Raw genomic sequence first — 24,555 nt, forward strand, 5'->3', positions numbered from 1 at the left:
ATGCGCGACCTGATCTCTTTCAATTCCGACTGGCTATTCGAGGGCAACGATATCGTGACCCTGCCCCATACGGCTGTGGAACTTCCGTTCCACTATTTCGACGAGCGGTCCTATCAACGCGGTTTTACCTATGAAAAGCGCTTCACCCCCGCACCCGAGTGGAACGGCCGAGAGGTAACGGTTCACTTCGAAGGCGCGATGGCCGATGCGCGCGTGCGCCTCAACGGCGAAGAAATAGCTGCGCACAAGGACGGGTATACGCCTTTCGAAGCCCGACTGACGGGCCGCATGAAGGACGGAGAAAACGTCCTCACAGTTGAAATAGACGGCAGCGAGAACCCTGCCATCCCGCCCTTTGGCGGCCAGATCGACTATCTCACCTATGCAGGGATCTATCGCGAGGTGTGGATCAAACTCACCGCTCCTGTCTCTATCGCCTCAGTCAAAGTTGAAACGCCCGACGTGCTGGCCGATGTGAAATCCGTTTTGGCCAAAGTGGTCTTGGCCGACCCGCAGGGGCACGGCGTCAGCGGGTCCTTGACCGCAGTGCTTCTCAAGGACGGCAAGAGCATTGCCGAAACCACGATCGAGGTCCAAGGCGAATGCGCCGAAGTGCGCCTCTCGGACCTTAAGGACATCGCGCTTTGGGACATCGAGGACCCGCAGCTTTATACGCTGCGCCTTACCCTCGAAACCGCCCACGGCAGCGACACGCTCGACACCCGTTTCGGGTTCCGTCATGCCGAGTTCACGACCGAAGGCTTCCATCTCAACGGACGGCTCGTCAAAATCCGCGGGCTCAACCGTCACCAATCCTTCCCCTATGTAGGCTATGCTCTGGGCAAAGCCGCTCAGCGCAAGGACGCCGATATCCTCAAATACGATCTGGGCCTCAACCTCGGACGCACCTCGCATTATCCGCAGTCGCGCCATTTTCTTGATCGCTGCGATGAAATCGGCCTTCTCGTGTTCGAAGAAATCCCCGGATGGCAGCATATCGGCGACAAGGCATGGCAGGCCGAAAGCATCGAGAACGTGCGCCGCATGATCCGCCGCGACTGGAACCATCCTTCCATCATCCTTTGGGGTGTGCGGATCAACGAAAGTCAGGACAACCACGATTTCTATTTGGAAACCAACCGCGTAGCGCATGAACTTGACACCACGCGGCAAACGGGCGGCGTGCGCTATATCACCGACAGCGAGCTTCTCGAAGACGTCTATACGATGAACGACTTCATCATGGGCGAGTTCGAGATGGGCGGCAATCGTCCCCGCACCGCGCTGCGCCCCCAGCGCGAGGTGACGGGCCTCGACCATGACGTGCCCTATCTGATCACCGAATATAATGGCCACATGTTCCCGACCAAATCCCACGATCAGGAACAGCGTCAGGCCGAACATGTCACGCGCCATCTGGACGTGCTCAACGCCGCCTACGGCGCGAATGGAACCGCCGGCGCCATCGGCTGGTGTGCCTTCGACTACAACACCCACAAGGATTTCGGATCGGGCGACCGCATCTGCTATCACGGGGTGATGGACATGTTCCGCGAACCCAAATTCGCGGCCTTCGCCTATCAATCCCAGCGGGATGCAAGCGAAGGTGTGGTGATGGAACCCGTGACCTTTTACGCCCGCGGCGAGCGCAACATCCATGGGATCCTTCCGCTGATCGTCTTGACCAACGTGGATGAAATCGAAGTCCGTTACGGCGACTTCCCGCCCGTGCGTGTTCAGCCCGACCGCGACGCTTACCCCCACCTTCCGCATGCGCCCGTGATCGTTCGCCCCGAGCATTTCGGTGACGGCGGATTGGGTGTTTGGGGCATGACGTGGGAGCACGGTGAAATCGTCGGGTTCAAGGACGGCAAAGAGGTTGCGCGGCGCAGGTTCGTCTCGGATCCGCTTCCGACGACACTGGCCGTCGTTCCCGACGCAACCGAAGTCGAAACAGGCGAAACCGTCCGCGTTATGGTGCGTCTCTTGGATCAAGCGGGCAACAAGCTCCGCCATGCAACGGACCCGATCTGTTTCGAGGTCAGCGGCCCTGCCCACCTCTTCGGCCCCGATCTGGTGCCGCTGCGCGCAGGCTCTACGGGGCTTTGGCTTCGCATGACAGGCAAGGGCAAAGTCGACCTTACTGTGACCCACCCGATCCTCGGGCAGACCACCGTCACCCTTCAGGCAATCTAAGGAGCGCGATCACATGAGCGGATTGAAACTCAAAGGACTGCGCAAAGCCTATGGCGGCTTTGAAGTCATTCGCGGCGTCGATCTTGAAATCGAACCCAAGGAATTCGTGGTCTTTGTCGGGCCTTCGGGCTGCGGCAAATCCACGATCCTGCGGATGATTGCAGGTCTCGAGGACATCTCGGGGGGCGAGCTTTTCATCGGTGATCGCATGGTCAACGATGTGGACGCGTCAAAGCGCGGCATCGCGATGGTGTTTCAATCCTATGCGCTCTATCCACATATGACCGTCGAAGAGAACATGGGCTTTGCGCTCAAATATGCGGGCGAAAGCAAAGAGACGATCAAACGCCAAGTGGCGGAAGCTGCGCGGATACTGGGGCTTGAAGCACTGTTGTCCCGTCGCCCCAAGGATCTTTCGGGTGGTCAGCGCCAGCGCGTCGCCATCGGCCGCGCCATCGTGCGTCACCCCGAGGTTTTCCTCTTTGATGAACCGCTCTCGAACCTTGATGCCGAATTGCGCGTCCAGATGCGGATCGAAATCGCGCGGCTCCACAAAGAGCTTGGCACCACCATCATCTATGTGACCCACGATCAGGTCGAAGCGATGACGCTGGCGGACAAGATCGTCGTCCTACGCGATGGCCGCATCGAACAGGTAGGAAGCCCACTCGATCTCTATGACAATCCCAAGAACCAGTTTGTTGCGGGGTTCATCGGCTCTCCAAAGATGAACTTCCTCCCCGCCAAGATCCAAGGCGGACGGCTCTCGCTTGTGGGATATGCGGGGCAATCGCTCCCGCTCCCCCTGCTCGAAACCGCACCGCTCGACGGCACAGAGGTCATGATCGGCATTCGTCCCGAGCATTTCACCAAAGACGGTCAGGCCGCTCTCGAACTCACCGTCGAAATCGTCGAGAACCTCGGCAATGAAACCTATGCTTATGCGCGGCAGGGCAACGCCGAGATGCTGACCATCGCCATGCAAGGGGACCGCTCGACCCGTCCGGGATCAACGGTTTCGGCGCGCTTCGATCCGCAAAAGATGTTCCTCTTCGACACAAAGGGCGAAAGGATCTTCTGATCTTCGGGAATTGATCGGCAGGACATCGCGCGTGGTCCGCTTTCACCTTGCACCTTGCTGCACAAGGCTCCACTGTATGCCCAAGTGAAGAGGAGCGCCCATGTCCCCCCGCAAGATCATCATCGATACTGACCCCGGTCAGGACGACGCTGTTGCCATTCTTCTCGCCCTCGCGAGCCCCGAAGATGTCGAAGTCCTCGGGATCACGGCGGTTGCGGGCAACGTGCCTTTGCCGCTGACCGAAAAGAACGCGCGTATCGTTTGCGAGGTTGCGGGACGTCCCGACGTCAAGGTCTTTGCAGGCTGCGATGCCCCGCTCGTTCGCCCCTTGGTCACCGCAGAGCATGTGCACGGCAAGACAGGTCTTGATGGCCCCGCGCGCCCAGATCCGACAATGCCGCTTCAGGACCAGCATGCCGTCGACTTCATCATCGAAACGTTGCGCGCCCAGCCGAGCGACACGATTACGCTTTGCCCGCTCGGGCCTCTGACCAATATCGCCACAGCCTTCCAGAAAGCCCCCGACATTGTCGAGCGCGTGCACCAGATCGTTCTGATGGGCGGTGGGTTTTTCGAGGGCGGGAACATCACCCCTTCGGCCGAATTCAACATCTATGTCGATCCCGAAGCCGCCGAAGTGGTGTTCCGCTCGGGTGTCAGCATCGTCATGTGCCCGCTCGACGTGACCCACAAGGCGCTTACCGATCGCACATGGATCGAGAAAATGGAAAGCCTCGGCACGCTTGCGGGACATATGGTTGCAGGTTGGACCGACTTTTTCGAACGGTTCGATGTGGCAAAATACGGCTCGACGGGCGCACCGCTGCATGATCCTTGCGTGATTGCCTATCTCATCGACCCAAAGCTTTTTGACGGGCGCTTCATCAACGTCGAGATCGAGACGAAATCGGATCTGACGCTCGGCATGACCGTTGCGGACTGGTGGCGCGTGACCGACCGCAAACCGAATGCGCTCTTTCTCAATTCCGTGCACCGCGATGGGCTCTTTGATCTCTTGAGCGAGAGGATCGCGCGTCTATGACCACCAACATCACCCTCGGCAAGACCGAGGATATCGACCGCGTCCTGTCGCTTATGGAGCGGTTCCACGAAGAGCGCGGGATCGTCTCGGACGATGGGCTTCGCCGCCGCGCGGTGATGCCGCTCTTGGACGGAAGCCCGCATGGCGCGGTCTGGCTGATCGGCCCGACACGGGCCCCGCTTGGCTATGTGCTCGTGACCTTCGGCTGGTCGGTTGCTTTCGGCGGCACCGAAGGCTGGGTGGACGAGGCCTATATCCGCCCCTCGGTCCGCAATCGCGGGATCGGGACCGAAGTCCTCCATGCCATTGCCGTGTCCTTGACGGCGGGCGGTGTGCGTGCGCTCCATGCGCGGCTGGCCCATGATGATCTGGACGCACAGCGCTTTTGCAAGCGCGTCGGCTTCGAGCCGCGCGACGGCATTCTTGTGATGACGGATCGACTCTAGCCCTTGGCGTTTCGCCCCCGAACCCCATGTATTGCCCATGACCCTCGTGATCCCATTTGACAATTCCTACGCGCGGCTTCCGGACCGGATGTTTTCGCGCGTTGACCCGACGCCTGTCGGTGCGCCCTCTCTCATTGCGGTGAACGCGCCATTGGCGCACGAGCTTGGCATAGACCCCGAGGCTCTCGGCGGCCCGATCGGGCTCGAGGTCCTTGCCGGCAACGCCATCGCCGCAGGCTCCGAGCCCATCGCCCAAGCCTATGCGGGCCACCAATTCGGAAATTGGAACCCCGGTCTCGGTGATGGCCGCGCGATCCTTTTGGGCGAGGTGGTAGACCAAAACGGGCAGCGGCGGGACATCCAGCTCAAAGGTTCGGGTCCGACGCCCTATTCGCGGCGCGGTGACGGGCGCGCGTGGCTCGGGCCCGTTTTGCGCGAATACATCATGAGCGAGGCGATGCATGCCCTCGGCGTTCCGACCACGCGTGCCCTTGCTGCGGTCGCCACGGGCGAGACCGTCATTCGCGAAGGCTATTTCCCAGGCGCGATCCTGACCCGCATCGCGGCAAGCCACATCCGCGTCGGCACCTTCCAACTCTTTGCCGCGCGGCGCGATCTGCCCGCGCTCGAAGCGCTCGTTTCCCATGTGATCGAGCGGCATTACCCCGATGCAAAGGGTCCAAGCGATCTCTTGCGCGCCGTCACCAAGGCCCAAGCAGATCTTATCGCGAAATGGATTTCCATCGGTTTCATTCACGGCGTCATGAACACCGACAACATGACCGTCTCGGGCGAGACCATCGACTATGGCCCCTGTGCCTTTATGGACGAATACCACCCGTCGACGGTGTTCAGCTCGATCGACACCCAAGGACGCTATGCCTATGGCAACCAGCCGCAAATCGCGGTCTGGAACATTGCCCAGCTTGCCACCGCTCTTGTTCCCCTGATGCCCGATCAGGACGCCGCAATCGAAGAATTCACCGAGATCGTAAACAGCTTTGCCGATCTCTATCAGGCCGAATGGCGGCGGCTCATGGCGGCAAAAATCGGACTTGCCGACACAGAGCAGAGCTTTTCTCTCGTCAATCGCCTGCTCAAGCTGATGATGGACAGCGGCTCGGATTTCACCAACACTTTTGCGGCTCTCCAGAACGGTCAAGCGCGCGATCAGTTCACCGACCGCGCGGCGTTCGATCTCTGGCACGAGGATTGGAAGTCTTTTGCCCCCGACACCGCGCTCATGGAGCGGATGAACCCGAAGATCATCCCGCGTCTGCACAAAATCGAAGCGGTGATCCAATCGGGGGTTCAGGGCGACTTTGCGCCGTTCCACGAAATGCTCGGCGTTGTAACGGCGCCCTTTGCGGCGCTTGACGAGCTTCGTTCGGCCTATGCAAAGCCGCCTGCCCCGTCCGAGCGCGTCACGCGCACCTTTTGCGGCACATGAAAAAGGGCGGGATCATCTCCCGCCCTTCTCAATTCCGGAATGTCCGCTCGATTACTCGGTTACGGTCACTTTGATCATCACGTCGGGACGGCCGATGATTGCGCCGTTCGGACCCTCGCCGCGCTTGATCGCGTCGACGACATCCATACCTTCGGTCACGCGGCCCACAACGGTGTATTGACCGTTCAGGAAATCGCCCTGCTCGAACATGATAAAGAACTGCGAATTGGCCGAGTTCGGATCGGAGGAGCGCGCCATGCCGACGATACCGCGGGCAAAGGGCTCTTCGCTGAATTCGGCTTCGATATCGCCGAACTCGGACCCGCCCATGCCGGCCATGCGCATGTCCATACCGATGCGCCCGAACTGGACGTCACCGGTCTGGGCCATAAAGCCGTCGATCACGCGGTGGAAGACCACCCCGTCATAAAGACCCTCGGCGGCAATCGCCTTGATCTGTTCGACGTGCTTGGGCGCAAGCTCTTCGAGAAGGTCGATCTTGATGGTGCCCTGAGCTTCGCCGTCGACCATGATCTCGAGACCGCTGGCAAAGGCCGAAGAGGCAACCAGAGTAAAGGCTGCTGCGAGCTTAAACATCTGCCGCAACCTTGACCGAGATCATACGGTCGGGGTTCGCAGGCGGCTCGCCACGGGTGATGTTGTCGACGAATTCCATCCCTTCGATCACGCGGCCATAGACCGTGTATTGACCGTTGAGGAAATGGTTGTCCTTGAAGTTGATAAAGAACTGCGAGTTGGCGGAGTTCGGGTTCATCGAACGCGCCGCACCGAGGGTGCCGCGATCATGCGGAAGACGCGAGAATTCGGCAGGAAGATCGGGAAGATCCGACCCGCCCGTTCCGGCCGCACGCAGGTTGAAGTTGTCTTCCATGTCGCCGTTGGCCACGTCGCCCGTCTGGGCCATAAAGCCGTCGATCACGCGGTGAAAGCAAACGTTGTCGTATTCGCCCGCACGAGCGAGCTCTTTCATACGGGCTGTGTGCAGCGGTGCAACGTCAGCAAGAAGCTCGATAACGACTTTACCGTCTTTCAATTCGATGATGACGGTGTTTTCAGGGTCTTTGATCTCGGCCACGGGGCACTCCTTTGGAAAACATTCGCCAGTGACATAAGGCTATTTCGCGTCCTTGCCAAGGGATGGTGCTTGACCTTGGCGTGAGGACGGTTACGAACAAAGCGCTATCGCTAAACTACGGAGGTTCGGATGGCTTGGAAAACTCTTGACGACATGGATCTTGACGGCAAACGCGTTCTGGTGCGCGTGGATATCAACGTGCCCGTCGAAGAAGGCCGCGTCACCGACACAAGCCGCATCGACCGTATCGTGCCCACCATCAAGGATATCGTCGCCATGGGCGGCACGCCGATCCTGCTGGCGCATTTCGGCCGCCCCAAGGGTCAGCCCGTCCCCGAAATGAGCCTGCGCGTCACCCTGCCCGCGCTCGAGGCGGCGCTCGGCACCTCTGTCACCTTCGTCGAAAAACCCTCGGGCGACGAACTTGCCGCGCTTCCCAAGGGCACTGTGGTTCTTGTGGAAAACACCCGCTTTTCCCCGATGGAAGAAAAGAACGACCCGATGATGGCAAAATTCCTTGCCTCGCTGGGTGATGTCTACGTCAACGACGCCTTTTCCGCCGCGCACCGCGCTCATGCCTCGACCGAAGGCGTGGCCCATCTCCTTCCCTCCTGCGCTGGCCGCCTGATGGCCGAAGAGCTTGGCGCTCTGGACAAAGCGCTCGGCACCCCCGCGCGCCCCGTGGTCGCTGTCGTCGGCGGCGCCAAAGTGTCGACCAAGCTCGATCTCCTTGGCAACCTCGTCGGCAAGGTGGACCATCTTGTCATCGGTGGCGGCATGGCCAATACCTTCCTCGCGGCCCAAGGCGTGAATGTCGGCAAATCGCTCTGCGAGCATGACCTCGCCCAGACCGCTCTCGATATCCTCGACAAGGCCAAGGCTGCAGGCTGCGAAATCATCCTGCCCCGCGATGTCGTCGTCGCCCGTGAATTCAAGGCAGGTGCGGCCAATGAAACCGTCGCGCCCGATGCCTGCCCCGCAGACGCCATGATCCTCGATGCAGGCCCCGCAACCGTGGCCTATATCTCGGACGTGCTGGACAAGGCCAAAACGCTGGTCTGGAACGGCCCGCTCGGCGCGTTCGAGATTACCCCGTTTGACGCCGCCACCAACGCCGCCGCCGCCAAGGCCGCAACGCTCTCCAAAGCGGGCAAGCTGATTTCGGTCGCAGGTGGCGGTGACACGGTCGCAGCCCTCAACCAAGCGGGCGCAGCAGAGGACTTCACCTATATCTCGACGGCAGGCGGCGCCTTCCTCGAATGGATGGAAGGCAAAACCCTCCCCGGTGTTGCGGCTCTCGAAGCCTGATTCCACCCTTTGACGCAAACCCATCAAAGCCCGCCTTCGCGCGGGCTTTTTTGTGTCAAAAAACATCATTCTTTTATAAATTTTCCTGATTATTCCCAATATGTTAGCGCTCAAGTCGCTTGGTTGCGCTAACAATTTGGACGGTTGCGCTAACAATCTTGCACAACCGCAAAGCGCCCCCTACGCCAGCCCTAGAACGGCCACCGCAACCCAAAGGGCTCTGACCATGAAGACCACCAAGATCGTCCAGAAAATCCTCGCAAACTACGAAGGCGAGACGCCGGGCGTCAAAGCCAACCTCGCCCGCATGCTGATGACCGGCAAACTGGGCGGCACCGGCAAGATGATCATCCTTCCCGTCGATCAGGGGTTCGAGCACGGCCCCGCCCGCACCTTTGCCCCCAACCCCGGCGGATATGACCCCCACTACCACTACCAGCTTGCGATCGACGCAGGTCTCAACGCCTATGCCGCACCCCTCGGGATGATCGAGGCAGGCGCCGACACATTCGCAGGCCAGATCCCGACGATCCTCAAGGTCAACTCCGCCAACTCGCTCATGTCCGACACCTGCGGCAAGAATCAGGCCGTGACCGCCTCGGTCGATGACGCGCTGCGTCTGGGCTGTTCGGCCATCGGCTTCACTATCTATCCCGGCTCGGACGCCCAGCTCGACATGTATGAAGAAATCGTCGAGATGCGCAAAGAAGCCGCTGCCAAAGGCGTGGCCACCGTGATCTGGTCCTATCCGCGCGGCGAAGCCATCACCAAAGACGGCGAAACCGCGATCGACGTCGCAGCCTATGCCGCCCAGATTGCCGCCCTCATTGGGGCCCATATCATCAAGATCAAACTCTCGACCGATCACCTGATGCTCCCCGAGGCAAAGAAAGTCTACGAGGACCAGAAGATCGACATCGCAACCCAAGCCGCCCGCGTGCGTCACTGCATGGACGCCTCCTTTGGCGGCCGCCGCATCGTCGTCTTCTCGGGCGGCGCAAAGAAAGGCGCCAACAGCGTCTATGACGATGCCCGCGCAATCCGCGACGGCGGCGGCAACGGCTCGATCATCGGGCGCAACTCTTTCCAGCGCGAGCGCGGCGAAGCCCTGCACATGCTGCAAAAGCTTGTTCATATCTACCGCGGCAAAGCCTGATCCGCGCCGATCCCCTGCTCGAATGGCCTCCCGCTGCGGAGGCCATTTTTTCTTGAAAATATACGAATTAGGGGATTCACAAAACGAATCAGATGTGCGATTCTAGCCCTACCGCGCGTAAGACGCGGAAAAAGAGGCAGAAAATGAACCGTCACAGCAGACCTTCTCTCGGGTCCCTCATCTATTTCTTGGGTGCCATCCTTCTGGGCCTCTATTTTACCTTTGCCGCCGTGCAGGGGGATTACGGGGTGTTCAAACGCGCCGAAGTCACCGCCGAAGGCAAAAAGCTTCAGCAGGACCTCGACGCCATCAACGCACAGGTCGCGCGAATGGAAAATCTGACCCATCGCCTCTCGGACACCTATCTCGACCTCGACCTTCTCGATGAACGCGCGCGCGACGTTCTGGGCATGATCCGCGCCGACGAAATCGTCATCCGCTGAGCCTTGCCTTTGTGCCCCAAATATCCCGGGGTGAATGCGCCAAAGGCGCAGAGGGGCAGCGCCCCTCCCTCCTCCACCCAATAAAACGTGGCTCTTGGACTGGTTTGCGCCTGACGCAAACCTCCTATGTGCGCGCACCCGATATTGATACTCGCTTTCCGGCGCCAAATGGTTTAAGAGATAGTTTAACGCTAAACTATTTCGCCATCTCAGGACGGAGGACCTATGGCCGCGAAAAAGCCAGCCGCACAGGCAAACGTATCCGCAGAAGAACTTCTTGGATATTACCGTGAAATGCTTCTCATCCGCCGCTTCGAAGAAAAGGCAGGCCAGCTCTACGGCATGGGTCTGATCGGCGGCTTCTGTCACCTCTACATCGGCCAGGAAGCGGTCGTCGTCGGCCTCGAAGCCTGCACCAAAGAGGGTGACAAGCGCGTCACCTCTTACCGCGACCACGGGCACATGCTCGCTTGCGGCATGGAAGCGAACGGCGTGATGGCAGAACTTACCGGCCGCGAAGGTGGCTATTCCAAAGGTAAGGGCGGCTCGATGCACATGTTCTCCAAGGAAAAACACTTCTACGGCGGCCACGGCATCGTCGGCGCTCAGGTGCCGCTTGGCGCGGGTCTTGCCTTCTCGGACAAATACAAGGGCAACGACAACGTCACCTTCGCCTATTTCGGGGACGGTGCGGCCAACCAGGGTCAGGTCTACGAGACCTACAACATGGCCCAGCTCTGGGACCTTCCCGTGATCTTCGTGATCGAGAACAACCAATATGCGATGGGCACCTCGGTCGCCCGCTCGACCAAATCCCCTGCCCTGTGGAAGCGCGGCGAAGCCTACGGCATCGCGGGCGAAGAAGTGGACGGCATGTCGGTGCTTGCAGTAAAAGAGGCAGGCGAGCGCGCCGTTGCCCACTGCCGCGCGGGCAAAGGCCCCTACATTCTCGAAGTGAAAACCTACCGTTACCGCGGCCACTCGATGTCGGACCCCGCAAAATACCGGACCCGCGAAGAAGTGCAAAAGATGCGCGAAGAGCGTGACCCGATCGAGCAAGTCCGTTCGATCCTGCTCACGGGCGGCCACGCCTCCGAGGACGATCTGAAAAAGATCGACAAGGATATCAAAGACATCGTGAACGAATCCGCCGAATTCGCGAAAAACAGCCCCGAGCCCGAGCTTTCCGAGCTCTGGACCGATATTTACGCCTAAGGTCGAGGGAGGACATACAATGGCAACCGAAATTCTCATGCCCGCTCTCTCTCCGACCATGGAAGAAGGCACTCTGGCCAAATGGCTGGTCAAAGAGGGTGACGCCGTCAAATCGGGCGACATCATCGCCGAGATCGAAACCGACAAAGCCACGATGGAATTCGAGGCCGTCGACGAAGGCATCGTCGGCAAGCTTCTGATCGAGGCCGGCACCGAAGGCGTCAAGGTCAACACCCCCATCGCGATCTTCGTCGAAGACGGCGAAGAGGTCCCTGCCGCCGGCGCAACCGCGGCGCCTGCCGCAGCCGAAACCGAAGCCGCCCCTGCGGCGGTCGAGGCTTCGGCTCCTGCCAAAGCCGCAGCCCCTGCCGCCCCAAAGGTCGATCAGACCCCCGATTGGCCCGAAGGCACCGAGACCAAGACCCAGACCGTCCGCGAAGCGCTCCGTGACGCCATGGCCGAAGAGATGCGCCGCGACGAGAACGTTTTCCTCATGGGCGAAGAAGTCGGCGAATACCAAGGCGCCTACAAAATCTCCCAAGGGATGCTCGACGAATTCGGCCCCAAGCGCGTGATCGACACTCCGATCACCGAGCACGGTTTTGCGGGGATCGCCACGGGCGCTGCCTTTGGCGGCCTCAAGCCCATCGTTGAATTCATGACCTTCAACTTCGCCATGCAGGCCATCGACCACCTGATCAACTCTGCGGCCAAGACGCTCTATATGTCGGGCGGCCAGATGGGGGCTCCGATGGTGTTCCGTGGTCCGAACGGTGCTGCTGCCCGCGTCGGCGCACAGCACTCTCAGGACTACGCCGCTTGGTATGCGCAAATCCCGGGTCTCAAGGTCGTCATGCCCTATTCGGCATCCGACTACAAAGGCCTGATGAAAACCGCGATCCGCGATCCGAACCCCGTGATCTTCCTCGAGAACGAAATCCTCTACGGCAAGTCCTTCGAGGTTCCGGTGCTCGACGATTTCACCATTCCCTTCGGCAAGGCCAAAATCGCCCGCGCTGGTAACGATGTGACCATCGTCTCCTTCGGCATCGGCATGACCTATGCTCTGGAAGCCGCGGCAAAGCTTGCCGAGGAAGGCATCGACGCCGAGGTGATCGACCTGCGCACCCTGCGCCCGCTCGACTACGACACCGTGATTGCATCGGTCATGAAGACCAACCGCATGATCACCGTCGAAGAAGGCTGGCCCGTCGGCTCGATCGGCAACCACCTCTCGGCCTATGTGATGGAAAACGCGTTCGATTACCTCGATGCGCCTGTCCTGAACTGCACGGGCAAAGACGTGCCCATGCCCTATGCCGCCAACCTTGAAAAGCACGCGCTTGTGACCACCGCCGAGGTGATCGAAGCGGTGAAAAAAGTGACCTACCGCTAAGGAGACCGGATCATGGCTACTGAAATTCTCATGCCCGCCCTCTCCCCCACGATGGAGGAAGGCACGCTTGCGAAATGGAACGTCAAAGAAGGCGACACCGTAAAATCGGGTGACGTCATCGCCGAGATCGAAACCGACAAAGCCACGATGGAGTTCGAAGCCGTTGACGAAGGCATCATCGGCAAGATCGTCGTGGCCGAAGGCACCGAAGGCGTCAAAGTGAACCAGCTGATCGCCATCCTCATTGAGGAAGGCGAAGAGGTTCCTGCCGCTGGCGCAACCGCGGCGCCTGCCGCAGCCAAAGCCGAGGCCGCCCCTGCGGCGGCAGAGGCTTCGGCTCCCGCCGCTGCCCCTGCGCCTGCTGCACCTGCCAAGGACGGCAATCGTGTCTTTGCCTCGCCGCTGGCGCGCCGCATTGCCTCGCAAAGGGGTCTTGACCTGACGGCGATCTCGGGCACAGGTCCGCATGGCCGCATCGTCAAGGCCGACGTCGAAGGCGCGACCGCTGCGCCCAAGGCTTCCGCTGCCCCCGCCGCTTCTGCGCCTGCCGCCGCTGCACCCGCTGCCGCCGCAGTGGCGCAAGGTCCCTCCACCGACACGGTCCTCAAGATGTATGCAGGCACCGAGTTCGAAGAGGTCAAACTCGACGGAATGCGCAAGACCATCGCTGCCCGCCTCACCGAGGCCAAGCAGTCGGTCCCGCACTTCTATCTGCGCCGCGACATCGAGCTCGACGAGCTTCTCGCCTTCCGTGCACAGCTCAATGCCAAGCTCGGAGACCGCGGCGTCAAGCTTTCGGTAAATGACTTCATCATCAAGGCCTGTGCGCTCGCGCTCCAGCAAGTCCCCGAGGCGAACGCCGTCTGGGCGGGTGACCGCGTGCTCAAGTTCAAGAAATCGGACGTGGCTGTGGCCGTCGCCATCGAAGGCGGTCTCTTCACGCCCGTGCTCAAGAACTCGGACAGCAAGACCCTTTCCGCCCTCTCGGCCGAGATGAAGGACCTTGCCAAGCGTGCCCGTGACCGCAAGCTCGCCCCCCATGAATATCAGGGCGGCTCCTTCGCGATCTCGAACCTCGGGATGTTCGGCATCGACAACTTCGACGCCATCATCAACCCGCCGCATTCGGGTATCCTTGCCGTCGGTGCAGGTGTGAAGAAGCCGGTTGTCGGCGCGGATGACCAGATCAAGGTCGCAACCGTCATGTCGGTCACGCTTTCGGTCGATCACCGTGTCATCGATGGGGCCTTGGGCGCGCAGCTTCTCGAGGCGATCAAGTCGAACCTTGAGAACCCGATCGGTATGCTCGCCTAAGAACGGCTTGCAACGCATTGAAACGCCTCCGGTTTTCGGGGGCGTTTTTCTTTTGCAAAACATGTGGAATAATTGATCTATCGCAAAGTCCGCCACCGTCCCGAAGGCTAGGAAGAAGCCAATTCAACGACGGAGCCTATTATGGACTGGAAAGCAGAACTCGCCCACACCACCGAACTGACCAAGAGCTTTCGCGCCTTGCACCCCGATGCAGGGGCGGCCTTTACCCAGATGCACAAGGCCGCGCTTTCGGACGGCGCCCTCAGCACCAAGCACAAAGAGCTTCAGGCCGTGGTCGTCGGCATCATGACCCACTGCGCCGATTGCATCGGCTTTCACATGCGCGGTGCGATCAAAGCGGGTGCGTCGCGCGAAGAGGTCGCAGAGACCATCGGCCTCTGCGTCATGATGGGCGGTGGTCCCGCCTATATGTATGGTATGAAGGCGCTCGAAGCCTTCGATCAGCTCTCGGCCTGATCGCCTTTGCAACGACGAAGCGTCTGATCCATGGCGATGGAGGGCTGGTCGCAGCCCGCCTCGCCGACGATCCGCGCAGGCACGCCCGCAACGGTTTTGCAGCACGGCACATCTTCGAGCACCACGGAACCGGCCGCGATACGGCTGCGATCCCCGACCTTGATATTGCCAAGAACCTTGGCACCGGCGCCGATCAGGACGCCGTTGCCGATCTTGGGATGACGGTCTTCCTCTTCTTTGCCGGTTCCGCCGAGTGTCACCGAATGGAGCATAGACACGTTATCCCCGACCACAGCGGTTTCACCGACAACGATGGAATGCGCGTGATCGATCATGATCCCCTTGCCGATACGGGCGGCGGGGTGAATATCGACGCCAAAGGCTTCGGACACGCGCATCTGGAGGAAATACGCAAGATCATGGCGTCCTTCGGTCCAGAGCCAGTGGCCCAGACGATAGGCCTGAACCGCCTGATAGCCTTTGAAGTAAAGAAGCGGCTGGATATAGCGATGGCACGCGGGATCACGCTCGAACACTGCGGCAAGATCGGCCCTTGCCGCAGCAGTGATCGACGGATCGGCGGTATAGGCCTCATCCGCGATTTCGCGCAAAATCTGCTCGGACATGTCGGACGAAGCAAGCTTCATCGACATGCGATAGGCCAGCGCCCGTTCGAACGAGGAGTGGTGCAAGATGCCCTGATGGAGCAAAGCACCCATAAGGGGTTCGGCGCGCACGGCTTCCTCTGCTTCAAGACAGATGCGGTCCCAAACGGGATCGACGGGAGCAACATTCGTCTTCGGATTAGCCATGGCGGACCCTTTCGTTATATCTCAGTTTACCCCAGATAGCGCGATTGCGCCAAGAACAAAGGTGTGAGCGTCTGAGGTATTCCTCCGATAGGCGAAAATCAAGGGTCGCGGGTCTTTTGCATCTCGATCAGGACCTCGAGAACCGTGATCATAGCGCGACATGTTTTTTCGGTATAAACCATTGAACTGCCGTCCTGTTTGTGACGAAGCGCAACCGCCATAAGGCTCCCTGTGCCATAGTCGGGATGCGGGGCATCGTTGTGTTTGCGATAGGCCTCGGCCTCGTCCGCCGCTGTGATCAAATGTTTCAGGAATGCCCGCCACTCCTCTTCGGGCTGCGCCAGAACAGCCCGATGCGCAAAGTCGATGTCCCCCACCAGAAGCGGCCGCATCAGAGCACCACCCCGAGATCAAGGGGCAGACCCGGACCAAAGCTTTGCGACAGCTGCATAACCTGAACTGTTGCGGGTCCCGTGGCGAGCCCTTCGAGCGACAGGCTCAGGCTTGGCGTTTCGCACGTGACATCGCGCACCAAAGCGCCGCCCGCAAAGAGTTTGACCTGATAAAGTTCACGCTCTTCGCCCAAAGGCACTTCGAGCGCGGTCCAGCTCTCACCGTCGCTTCTGGTCTGGCGCACCCACGCTAGATCAAGAACACCCCCACGCCGTTTTGCTTTGATATGGCAGACACGGAAAGGCCGCTGCCTCACGTCCCGCAAAATCACGGCGTCATTGCGATAGGTCGGCCCGCCGCGCACCGCCCCACTTGGTCCATAGCTCAGATGCACAAGCGTATCGCGCAGCGAGGATGACCAAGGGAGCAGCGTGACCCCATTCGGCAAGAGCACGAACAAAGCATTCGGCCCATGCGATCGCACCGCCGTGCCGAACCGTCCGCGTAGAAGCCGCGCAATGCGATAGGTTTTGGGGGCGATCACCTCGGCAAAGGCGAATTGCACGATTTCCCAAGTATCGGGATGCCCGTCTCCGATCGCGGCATAATTCGCCCCCCCAAGGACGGCCGCCTCGCCCACCGAGGCGAGTGTGCCCGACACAAGCTCGACCGTTGTGCCCCTGCTGCGATCCCACAGGTCCGCCCGCCCCGCTGCAAGCGGAGCGCCAAACCGCCCGATCACCGACCGTTGCGACAGGCTTTGCCAAAGCTGATAGCTGGCCCCATCGCCCGACCGATAAAGAGCGACGCCTTCGGACCATTGCGCCGAACTCGCGGCGAAATGCGGCCCCTCGCCAAAAGGCGTTTGCGGAAGGTCGATCAAGGCCCCAACCACAGGCAAAGGCGCGGCAGGCAGCGCGACCTTGGCGGGGTCCGCCTCGATCTGCGGCGCGATGGCGTCCGTTCGGGCGACCTCGGTTGCCACAATCTCGAGATACTGCGTCAGCTCGACCCGATCAACGCGATACTCTCGCGCTTCAAGCCGCACCACATCGCCCGCCCCGATGTCGATCCTCGACAGTGGAAGCGCGAACTGCACCGTTTCGCGCGCACGCCGCGCCTCGGACAGCCAGCGCTCGGCCATACGACGCGCCTCGGCAGGCGTGAGCACAAGCGGCAATTCGGTTTCCGAAAGGCTGGTGCCCTCCTCGTCGGCAAAGGCGGCCTCGCTTGCTCGCACAGCGTAATCCCCCCCGCCTTCGAGATAGGCGACACGCACGCGGCCCGAAATCTCAGCCTCTCGCGTGCGGGTGCGCTCGATCGGGGCCTCGCCCCCGTCCCGCGCAACCAGAGTTTGCGGATCAAGCGCAAGCGCAACCCCGTGCCCGCGCGAGACGAAATGCAATATCCCGTCCCGTTCAAAGGCGTCGAACCCATAGGCCAGCATCAAGGGCTGGAGCAAAGCACGATAACTCTGGGTGCGGTCCACCGCATAACCGCGCACAACCCCATAGAGCCGCGAGACATCAATCGGAGCCACACCTGCTTCGGCACAAATCTCGGCTACCACAGAGGCAAGGCTCCGCGCGCTTGCACGCCCGTTCAGCCAATGGCCAAGCTCGTAGTTCGGCCCATCGGACCATAGCGCCTCGTGGGCGGGGAAAAACGGAAACGGCCGTGCATCCCAAGCCCAGACATGCGCCCGCTCCATATCCACCATCGCGCCTCCATAGACATCCGAGACGGGATTGTTCGCGCTTTGGGCAAAATGCAGATGCATGGCCCGCAAATACTGGAGCTGGATCACATCATCGCGCTGACCGTTCGAATGATAAGGCACTTGCGATTCCGAGGATTTCGGATCGACGAATTTATTGGGCTGGTTGGTGCCGCGATGGATCGCCGCGCAACCAAGCTCGGTAAAGACAATGGGTTTGGAGCGCGGCACCCAAGGCGTAGCATCTGCCGCGCGTGCTCCGTTGATGCGGTTGTGATGCGGATGCGACCACCAACCGACAAGATCCTTATACCGCCAGACCCAAGGCTCGTTATGGGCATCGGTGATCGGCGTTCTGATCTGGGCGGCACGTGCTTCGGGCGAATGATAGAACCAGTCGAACCCCTCGCCGCCCGCAACATTGGCGCGCAAATAGTCGAGGTTGTAGACAGAGCCATAACCCGCATCGAGATGCGCTTCGCCATCGCGCCAGTCCGAGAGCGGCATATAGTTGTCGATACCGATGAAATCGATCGCTTCCGAAGCCCAGAGCGGGTCGAGATGAAAGATCTTGTCCGCCGTCCCATGCGGTTGATAGCCGTGATACTCGCTCCAGTCGGCGGCATAACCGATCTTGGTCGAGGGACCGAGGATGGCCCTGACCTCTTGGGCCAGCCCGATCAGAGCCTCGACCGCCGGAAAGCGTCCTCCCGCGCCGCGCACCTGTGTCAGACTGCGCATTTCCGACCCGATGCAAAAGCTCTCGACGCCGCCCGCAATCTTGCACAGATGCGCATAGTGCAAAATGAACCTGCGATAGGACCATTCCTCGGGCCCGTCATAAATCACTTTGCCGTCGATCACGGCGAAATCCGCAGCGCTTGCCATGCCGAAAAACGCCGCGACCTCTTGCTCGGCGGTCGTCGTTCCGTCTGGCGTTCCGTCAAGGCTCGGCGCAAGGCTGGTCGTGATCCGTCCGCGCCACGGAAGATGTGGTTGCCCCGCCTCGCCGCTCCATGGATCGACAAGCGTATTGCCCGCCATCTGCTCCATGAGGATAAAGGGATAGAACATCGCCCTCATCCCCCGCGCCTTGAGCGCAGCAAGAGCTTCGAGCACCGATTGATCCGTGGGGGTGCCGCCATAGACGGGACGGCCGTTTTCAATCGGGACGATCCCCGCGGTCTCGCGCTCAAGTCCCGAGACTCTCCACGGCATGTCTATGGCATCGCGCGTGTTCTGCTCGACCTTGGGGCGCAGGGTGCATGCGCCGCAGCGCAGATCATCCCCGAACCACGACACGATGAGCGAGACCGACTTGGCCGCAGGAAGCGCAACTTCGAGCGCACCCAGCGATGTTTCAAGATCGCTTTCGCCAGACGCCGAGTTTTCATTGACCGCTAGGTAATCCCCGAACCCCTTTTCAATCAGTGCCTTACCCGTCGAAAGCGCATATTCGCCCGTGCCGGGCATCAAGGCGACCCCGCGCACCATATGCGCAATATCCCGCGTCTCGAGCGGGGCATCCTCGGGACCGGGACGGGTGACTTCAAAGGTGAACTGCGGGACCCGATTACCGAACGCCCCCAAGGGCAAATCCTCGATCACCACATAGGCGATCCCGCGATAGGCGGGCACGGTGCCTTGGCCCTCGACCGCCTCGATCCTCGGATCGGGGAGCTGGTCCTCGTCCCCGCGGTAAAGTCGCAGGGTGAGCGAGGACGGAGCAATCTCGGTGCCATCGGCCCAGATGCGACCGATCCCCGAAATGACCCCCTCGCAGAGGGCGATGGCGAGGCTGATCGAATAGCCGTATTGCGTGACCTCGGGGCCGAACTTTCCCGAAGTCCGCGTGTCCGAATGTTCCTGAAACCGCGAAGCCCAGATTACCTGACCCGCGATGCGCGTCTGACCATAAAGCCGCGCAATGCTCGACCCTTCGCTCGCACCCGTCAAGCGCAGGCGGTCCAGACGTCCGCTTTCCACCGGCTCGGCCCCAAGGCCCATGAGTTTGTGGTCGATCATCTGGCCGACACTCGCCCCGACGGCCCGACCGATGGCCGCCATGGAAAGGCCAAGCACCGATCCCCCGACCGAGCCGCCGATTGCCATGCCAAGTGCCGAAAGAGCTATCGTCGCCATTGTTCAGTCTCCAGTTGGAAGTTCAAATCGGGCAACGATCCGTCGTTGCCACGCGTCGGTCAGTGCACTCTCGACCACGCCGTGCGTGCCGTAAGCATGGACAAAGCGCGGGATGGGCGCAGTTTGGGACAGGATGCCGATATGCTGAAGCGGCCCCCTCGGACGCAGGGCGAACCCGAGCAACTGGCCCGCGCTCAAATCTTGAGATACTTGTTCAAGATTGACCAGCAAGCCATTGTAAAGAAATATATCGTCTGCACACTGCCAATCCTCGGGATAGGTGGGAACGGCAAAGCTGTGGCCGCACCGCTCCAGAACCCCGAGCACCAGTCCGAGACAATCGCACCCCGCGCCTTTGCTGCGCCCCTGATGGACGAAAGGCGTTCCGATCCAGTCGCGCGCCTCGCGCACCACGGCGTTCACCGAAGGCTCCCGCCATCGACAAAGCGGCTGCGCTGCGGCACCTGCATGAGCCAGTCCTCGCCCGGAATATCGGGAAAGCCGCGAAAGTTGAGAAAGTTCGCGAACTTTGTGCGGCAGGTTCGCGCCATGCGGTCGCACCCCGCGATCAACCGCACCCGATCCCCGACGACCAGCCCGAGGTCATCCCAAAGCGAGACAAGCCTGTCCTGCCCCGTGCCGTGATCGGCCTTGATCACCGAGCGCGCACCCTGTCGCGCTCCTTCGAGCACCTCGGCGCGGCCCTGTGCGAACCACCCGCTAGCGTATCCGCCCAAACCATCGAACGTTACGGCCCCGCCCGAATGGAGGGCGAGCACCACGACCTCGGTCGAAAAGGCCGCATCACGGGTATCGACTTTGCACATAGCGTCCCCGAGCACCGCAGCGCATTCCCTGTGATAAAGCCGCCCCGTCGGGACGTTGAGCTTTTCACTCATGCTGCGCAGCTCTGCGGTAAAGCGATTGCCCTTGAGCGTCAGGTCCCCGATCTCGCCACGAAAGAGGATCTTGCGGTCGGACGGATTTTGCCAATCCACCCGAAAACAAAGGACCTCGGCCCCATCAAGAAGCCCCGCATCCACGATCTCTTGCCCGAGATCAGGATCACCAAGCACGCCCTCTGCCTCGGTGTTGTCGACCGAAAGACCCGTGGCCGACTGGAGCGCGGACGCCGTCAATCCGCGGTCGGGGCGAAAGATGACATCGTCAAAGGCCAGAGGCAGATCGTGGTCGGTAAACCCAAGGGCGATCCCGTCCTTGCGGGTGATTTGCCATGCACGGCAATAGGTGGTCGCCGCGCTCATACCCGCACCTCGATCACCGGAATATCGGGGATCTGGCCTGCGTTGAAACTCGCGACCGAGACCTGGATAATATCGGTGTCAAAACGGACGGGCACATCGAAATCAAAGCCGGCCGTGATGACCGCGCCGCTGTCGGGTGCATTCACAAAGCTGACGAGTCCCGCGCCATGATCGACCGTGAACTCCACCCCTTCGACAAGCTCGATGCCGCTCAGGGCCACGCGCACCGTTCCGGCCACGGGTTTGCGGATCGGGCGGGTATAGACAGCATCCCCCGAGCGATAGGATTTCACCAGTTGGAACACCCTCTGGACATCGTCACCGCGCCCGATTTCCTGATCCTCGGCGGTGGTGTCGCGGCCATGACGGGCCGAGCGATAGTCCGACCAATCCTTCCAGCGAAACCCGTGCAACCGCCCGCGCCGCGCCTCGAAAAACGCAACGACGGCCTCGACATCCTCGAGCGAGCGAAGCCCCACCCCCGCGTCATAGCGGCGGCGGGAATGTTCCCACGGGGTGTTGCGCTCTTCAAAGCCGCTCGCAAGCGTGACCACATCGGTGCGCCGCTCAGGACCGCCGAGCGATCCGAAGCTGAGCGCGACGGGAAAGCGTATATCATGAAACGCCATGGCGTCCTCCTATCGGTTCTTGGTGCCCTGCCCGAGCGCGCGCGCCATTTGCGCGGCAATCTGGGACTTGGAGCGTTGGAACCCCGCCACATCGGGCGTGGCGATGTTGATGGTGATCTGCGGGGCAGCGCCCGTCTGGGCCGCAACGCCAAGACTGCCGTCGGGGCCGCGCCTGAGCGGCATGATCGCTTCCGGCCCTGCTTCGCCCATAAGCCCCGTCGCGCCGCGCAGGGGAAAGCTCACTGGGGAGCTGACGACACCGCCTTTGGCAAAGGGCATCACGCGCCCCTGCGAAAAGCTCCCGCCCTTGGCAAAGGGCATGAGTCCCGAGACAGCAGCATTGAGACCCGACGCCAAAAGCCCGCCGAAATGATCGGTAACGGGCTTCATCGCGGCATCATAGGCGGTCTTGGCCATGGTCTGGCCCAGCCCTGTGAGCACATCACCCAGCGAGCGCCCGTCAATCACAAGCCCGTCGACCGCGCGTTTAAGACCGCTCGAGAACCCGCGCTCCAGTTTGCCCAGATCGCGCGTCACAGAACCGAGCGAGCCCTGCACACGGGTCAGTTCCTCGCTAAAGGCCGAGGTCATGCCCGTGGCCGTATCCAGCGTTTTGCTCAGATCGGACACACGGTCCTCGAGCGCTTCAATGTCGTCTCTTGTGCTCATCTAGGTTTCCTTTGATTGGTCGGGATAAAGCCGTTCAAGTTCGGCCAAGCGGCTGCGCCCCATCGGGGAAAGACCTGGATCGACGCCCAACATGAGCAAAAGCTCGATCGGGGTCAGCGCCCAAAAGTCCGCAGGTCTCAGCCCGAGCTGGCAAAGACCGATCCGCCGCAAAGCGCCCCAGTCCATCGCCTAGGCCTCGGCGCCGAAGGCGAGCGCAAGGAGCCGCGCCGCCGCTTGGGCGGACTTGATCGGCCCGTCCTCGATGTCGGTGGTCAAAAGATCGGCAGCCGTGCCGCGCCAGCCGCCGCCGCGCAGACCCGCAACCAGAAGCGCGAGAACATCGCGCCCCGAGAACGCACCGCTTTCGAACCGTTCCACCAGAGCGACGAGCGAGCCTTCGCCAAGCTCGGTCTCGAGCTCGGCCAAGGCGCCCAAGGTCAATTTGCAAAGATGCGGCACGCCGTCGAGCGTGACCGTGACCTCGCCTGCCCAAGCGTTCGCCATCAGACCGCCGCCGAGAAGCCGAGTGCACCCGCAGAGGCCAGCGAAAGCTCATAGGTCGCCTCGCCGTTATAGCTGCCTGCATATTCGAGTGAGGTGATCTGGAACGGCCCCTCGATCGTGCCGAAATCCGGGATGATCACCTGAAAATCGGGCGTGATCCCGTCAAAGAAAATCTGCCGTGCGCGCGCGTCGGTCGAAGCATCCTTGAACACGCCCGATCCCGAGAGAGAGGCCGAGCGCACACCTGCACCGCCCAAAAGCTCGCGCCAGCCGCCCGCACTTTCGAGCGAGGTTACATCGACCGTTTCGGCATTGAAATTGAGCCGCGTGGCCCGCAGCCCCGCCACGGTTTCGAATTGGCCGTCGCCCGTCATGTCGATCTTGAGAAGAAGGTCTTTGCCATTTTGCGCACCCATTGGAATCTCCTGTTATCTGTTGGTTAGACGGGGGTGTCTTCGACCCGCGCCCGAAAGGTGAGAGTGATCTGGCGCAGATCGCCATTGGTGCGTTCCGCAACCGCTCTGACAAAGCCGAGCGACACGAGCCGCCCGCGCGAGAGCGCCAGATCCGCATCGATCAAGGCATCGGACACCGCACCCGCAGCCGCTTTGGCTGTCGAAAACCCTGCGGCGTCGGAAATCACTTCGATGCTGAAGTCATGCTCGGCGCCGCGTCCCGTTTGGTCCGAGGCGTCCTTGGCCTTTTCGGGACCGATGACCACATAGAGCGATGGCAAACCGCCCGGCAAGGGCGCGTCATAGATCGCTGTGCCGACGAGAGCGGCCAAAGCCGCATCGGCGGCCAGAGCCTGAAACACCGCGGTCTGGAGCGCATGAGAGACGCCATAGCTCATTGGGCCACCTCCTCATGCGCATGACAGACAAGGAACATGCCTGCCTCGGCCACGGCATCGACGGAAAAAACGCGCGGCCCTTCGCGGAACCGTTGACCTGCGCGGGGACGTTTTGGGCTGTCAAAAGCCGCCCCGCGCACCGTGATCCGAAGCGCAAGACGGGATACTGCCCCTGCAGGCCCGCGGGCTTCTCGACCCGAACCTTCCTGAACATCGGCCCAAAGCGTTCCCAAGCTCTGCCAGACCGTCCCGAACCCGCCTGCGCCGTCGGCGACGCGTTCAGGCTGTTCAAGAACCAAGGCGCGGTTGAGCGAAACCCTTTTCATGCCCGCGCCCTCCCGAGGAACAAACGGACCGTGCGATAACGCTCGATGAGCGCCTGCACGCCATGCGGCATTGCCCCGCCGCTTGCCGCCATATCGTGGCGGAACTCATAGTAATGGGCCGCAAGGAGCAGCACCGCCTGCGCCAGATCGGGCGGCACGTCGCTCCATTCGGGACCATAGCCCGCGAGGACCGAAATCCTGAGCGAACCCCCTTGAGGAATACGCGGCAGCGTGCCGACGATGAGGGGGCGATGCAGATCGGGGATAAGCTGCCATTCCCCGCTGGGCGGCACCTGTTCCTCGCTCTGGCGCGTCACGCGGGTGATTTGGGCAATCGCGCTGACGGGCGCGACAGGAAGCGCCTCTTCCACCCCGTCTCGCCAATCGCGAACGGTCCAGACAAGCTCGCGCTCGAGCAGAACCTTCTGGGTGCGGGCTTCGATCGCAGCCATCGCAGCACGCAGGTAAATCTCAAGAATACCATCCTGAAGACCATCGTCGGAAAAGCCGGACCCGAGCCGCAGGTGTTCTCTAAATTGTGCCACCGGAAGGCTTGAAGCCGCGACAGTGGTCTTTTCGACGAGCATCATAATCTCACTCCGACTAGGTCAAACTCTTGGGGATG

Annotated in this window: 27 protein-coding genes; 12 read left to right on the plus strand and 15 right to left on the minus strand. The window is 61.1% G+C overall.

What is annotated here, in order from left to right:
- From QQG91_RS07400 to QQG91_RS07420, 5 genes are all read left to right on the plus strand, one after another.
- Entirely contained in the window at positions 1-2,196 is a 2,196-nt protein-coding gene (locus tag QQG91_RS07400) for a glycoside hydrolase family 2 protein (RefSeq protein WP_285769586.1), read from the plus strand.
- Between the two features lie 13 nt (positions 2,197-2,209).
- Positions 2,210-3,277 carry an ABC transporter ATP-binding protein gene (locus QQG91_RS07405; protein ID WP_285769587.1) on the plus strand — a complete coding sequence of 356 codons (1,068 nt, stop codon included), beginning with the start codon at positions 2,210-2,212 and terminating at the stop codon, positions 3,275-3,277.
- A gap of 100 nt (positions 3,278-3,377) precedes the next feature.
- Positions 3,378-4,319 (plus strand): nucleoside hydrolase, encoded by a 942-nt coding sequence (locus tag QQG91_RS07410; RefSeq protein WP_285769588.1) that lies wholly within the window; start codon positions 3,378-3,380, stop codon positions 4,317-4,319.
- Entirely contained in the window at positions 4,316-4,765 is a 450-nt protein-coding gene (locus tag QQG91_RS07415; RefSeq protein ID WP_285769589.1) for a GNAT family N-acetyltransferase, read from the plus strand. Before QQG91_RS07410 ends, QQG91_RS07415 begins: the two co-directional genes overlap by 4 nt.
- Positions 4,766-4,802: 37 nt before the next feature.
- Complete coding sequence (locus tag QQG91_RS07420) at positions 4,803-6,215, plus strand: protein adenylyltransferase SelO (RefSeq protein ID WP_285769590.1); 1,413 nt, start codon at positions 4,803-4,805, stop codon at positions 6,213-6,215.
- 51 nt (positions 6,216-6,266) lie between these two features.
- Here QQG91_RS07420 and QQG91_RS07425 read toward each other — a convergent pair whose 3' ends face one another.
- Positions 6,267-6,812, minus strand: a complete 546-nt coding sequence (locus tag QQG91_RS07425; RefSeq protein ID WP_285769591.1) for a peptidylprolyl isomerase — start codon at positions 6,810-6,812, stop codon at positions 6,267-6,269.
- The gene (locus QQG91_RS07430) at positions 6,805-7,311 is read right to left on the minus strand and encodes a peptidylprolyl isomerase (RefSeq protein ID WP_285769592.1); all 507 of its coding nucleotides are present in this window, start codon (positions 7,309-7,311) and stop codon (positions 6,805-6,807) included. Before QQG91_RS07430 ends, QQG91_RS07425 begins: the two co-directional genes overlap by 8 nt.
- A 129-nt stretch (positions 7,312-7,440) precedes the next feature.
- On the opposite strand from QQG91_RS07430, the gene QQG91_RS07435 reads away from it, so the two are divergent.
- From QQG91_RS07435 to QQG91_RS07465, 7 genes are all read left to right on the plus strand, one after another.
- Positions 7,441-8,619, plus strand: a complete 1,179-nt coding sequence (locus QQG91_RS07435) for a phosphoglycerate kinase (protein ID WP_285769593.1) — start codon at positions 7,441-7,443, stop codon at positions 8,617-8,619.
- Between the two features lie 226 nt (positions 8,620-8,845).
- Positions 8,846-9,775 (plus strand): class I fructose-bisphosphate aldolase, encoded by a 930-nt coding sequence (locus QQG91_RS07440; protein WP_285769594.1) that lies wholly within the window; start codon positions 8,846-8,848, stop codon positions 9,773-9,775.
- Between the two features lie 143 nt (positions 9,776-9,918).
- Positions 9,919-10,218 (plus strand): FtsB family cell division protein, encoded by a 300-nt coding sequence (locus tag QQG91_RS07445; RefSeq protein ID WP_285769595.1) that lies wholly within the window; start codon positions 9,919-9,921, stop codon positions 10,216-10,218.
- A 225-nt stretch (positions 10,219-10,443) separates the two neighbouring features.
- On the plus strand, positions 10,444-11,433 hold the full coding sequence (pdhA, locus tag QQG91_RS07450; RefSeq protein WP_285769596.1) for a pyruvate dehydrogenase (acetyl-transferring) E1 component subunit alpha: 990 nt from the start codon (positions 10,444-10,446) through the stop codon (positions 11,431-11,433).
- Between the two features lie 19 nt (positions 11,434-11,452).
- Positions 11,453-12,829, plus strand: a complete 1,377-nt coding sequence (locus QQG91_RS07455; RefSeq protein WP_285769597.1) for a pyruvate dehydrogenase complex E1 component subunit beta — start codon at positions 11,453-11,455, stop codon at positions 12,827-12,829.
- Between the two features lie 12 nt (positions 12,830-12,841).
- Positions 12,842-14,143 (plus strand): pyruvate dehydrogenase complex dihydrolipoamide acetyltransferase, encoded by a 1,302-nt coding sequence (locus QQG91_RS07460; RefSeq protein ID WP_285769598.1) that lies wholly within the window; start codon positions 12,842-12,844, stop codon positions 14,141-14,143.
- A gap of 141 nt (positions 14,144-14,284) precedes the next feature.
- Positions 14,285-14,620, plus strand: a complete 336-nt coding sequence (locus QQG91_RS07465) for a carboxymuconolactone decarboxylase family protein (protein ID WP_285769599.1) — start codon at positions 14,285-14,287, stop codon at positions 14,618-14,620.
- Here the strand turns inward: QQG91_RS07465 and cysE are convergent.
- From cysE to QQG91_RS07530, 13 genes are all read right to left on the minus strand, one after another.
- A complete protein-coding gene (cysE, locus tag QQG91_RS07470; RefSeq protein ID WP_285769600.1) occupies positions 14,605-15,432 on the minus strand; it encodes a serine O-acetyltransferase in 828 nt (275 codons plus the stop codon). The genes QQG91_RS07465 and cysE overlap by 16 nt on opposite strands.
- Before the next feature lie 98 nt (positions 15,433-15,530).
- A complete protein-coding gene (locus tag QQG91_RS07475; protein ID WP_285769601.1) occupies positions 15,531-15,824 on the minus strand; it encodes a DUF7742 family protein in 294 nt (97 codons plus the stop codon).
- Positions 15,824-19,684, minus strand: coding sequence for a baseplate multidomain protein megatron (locus QQG91_RS07480; protein WP_285769602.1), 3,861 nt, complete (start codon positions 19,682-19,684; stop codon positions 15,824-15,826). Before QQG91_RS07480 ends, QQG91_RS07475 begins: the two co-directional genes overlap by 1 nt.
- A gap of 3 nt (positions 19,685-19,687) precedes the next feature.
- Positions 19,688-20,107, minus strand: a complete 420-nt coding sequence (locus tag QQG91_RS07485; RefSeq protein ID WP_285769603.1) for an NlpC/P60 family protein — start codon at positions 20,105-20,107, stop codon at positions 19,688-19,690.
- Positions 20,104-20,949 carry a phage/gene transfer agent baseplate hub protein gene (locus tag QQG91_RS07490; protein WP_285769604.1) on the minus strand — a complete coding sequence of 282 codons (846 nt, stop codon included), beginning with the start codon at positions 20,947-20,949 and terminating at the stop codon, positions 20,104-20,106. The genes QQG91_RS07485 and QQG91_RS07490 overlap by 4 nt, the downstream gene beginning before the upstream one ends.
- A complete protein-coding gene (locus QQG91_RS07495) occupies positions 20,946-21,578 on the minus strand; it encodes a DUF2460 domain-containing protein (RefSeq protein WP_285769605.1) in 633 nt (210 codons plus the stop codon). The genes QQG91_RS07490 and QQG91_RS07495 overlap by 4 nt, the downstream gene beginning before the upstream one ends.
- Before the next feature lie 9 nt (positions 21,579-21,587).
- Complete coding sequence (locus QQG91_RS07500) at positions 21,588-22,247, minus strand: RcGTA-type gene transfer agent tail tape measure protein (RefSeq protein WP_285769606.1); 660 nt, start codon at positions 22,245-22,247, stop codon at positions 21,588-21,590.
- Positions 22,248-22,433, minus strand: a complete 186-nt coding sequence (locus tag QQG91_RS07505) for a phage tail assembly chaperone (protein WP_285769607.1) — start codon at positions 22,431-22,433, stop codon at positions 22,248-22,250.
- A 3-nt stretch (positions 22,434-22,436) separates the two neighbouring features.
- Positions 22,437-22,751, minus strand: a complete 315-nt coding sequence (locus QQG91_RS07510; RefSeq protein WP_285769608.1) for a gene transfer agent family protein — start codon at positions 22,749-22,751, stop codon at positions 22,437-22,439.
- A complete protein-coding gene (locus tag QQG91_RS07515; protein WP_285769609.1) occupies positions 22,751-23,167 on the minus strand; it encodes a phage major tail protein, TP901-1 family in 417 nt (138 codons plus the stop codon). The genes QQG91_RS07510 and QQG91_RS07515 overlap by 1 nt, the downstream gene beginning before the upstream one ends.
- Positions 23,168-23,190: 23 nt before the next feature.
- A complete protein-coding gene (locus QQG91_RS07520) occupies positions 23,191-23,604 on the minus strand; it encodes a DUF3168 domain-containing protein (RefSeq protein WP_285769610.1) in 414 nt (137 codons plus the stop codon).
- The gene (locus QQG91_RS07525) at positions 23,601-23,930 is read right to left on the minus strand and encodes a head-tail adaptor protein (RefSeq protein ID WP_285769611.1); all 330 of its coding nucleotides are present in this window, start codon (positions 23,928-23,930) and stop codon (positions 23,601-23,603) included. The genes QQG91_RS07520 and QQG91_RS07525 overlap by 4 nt, the downstream gene beginning before the upstream one ends.
- Positions 23,927-24,520, minus strand: coding sequence for a head-tail connector protein (locus QQG91_RS07530; protein WP_285769612.1), 594 nt, complete (start codon positions 24,518-24,520; stop codon positions 23,927-23,929). The genes QQG91_RS07525 and QQG91_RS07530 overlap by 4 nt, the downstream gene beginning before the upstream one ends.
- Positions 24,521-24,555: the final 35 nt, after the last annotated feature.

The organism is Marivivens sp. LCG002 (assembly GCF_030264275.1).
GTDB lineage: Bacteria > Pseudomonadota > Alphaproteobacteria > Rhodobacterales > Rhodobacteraceae > Marivivens.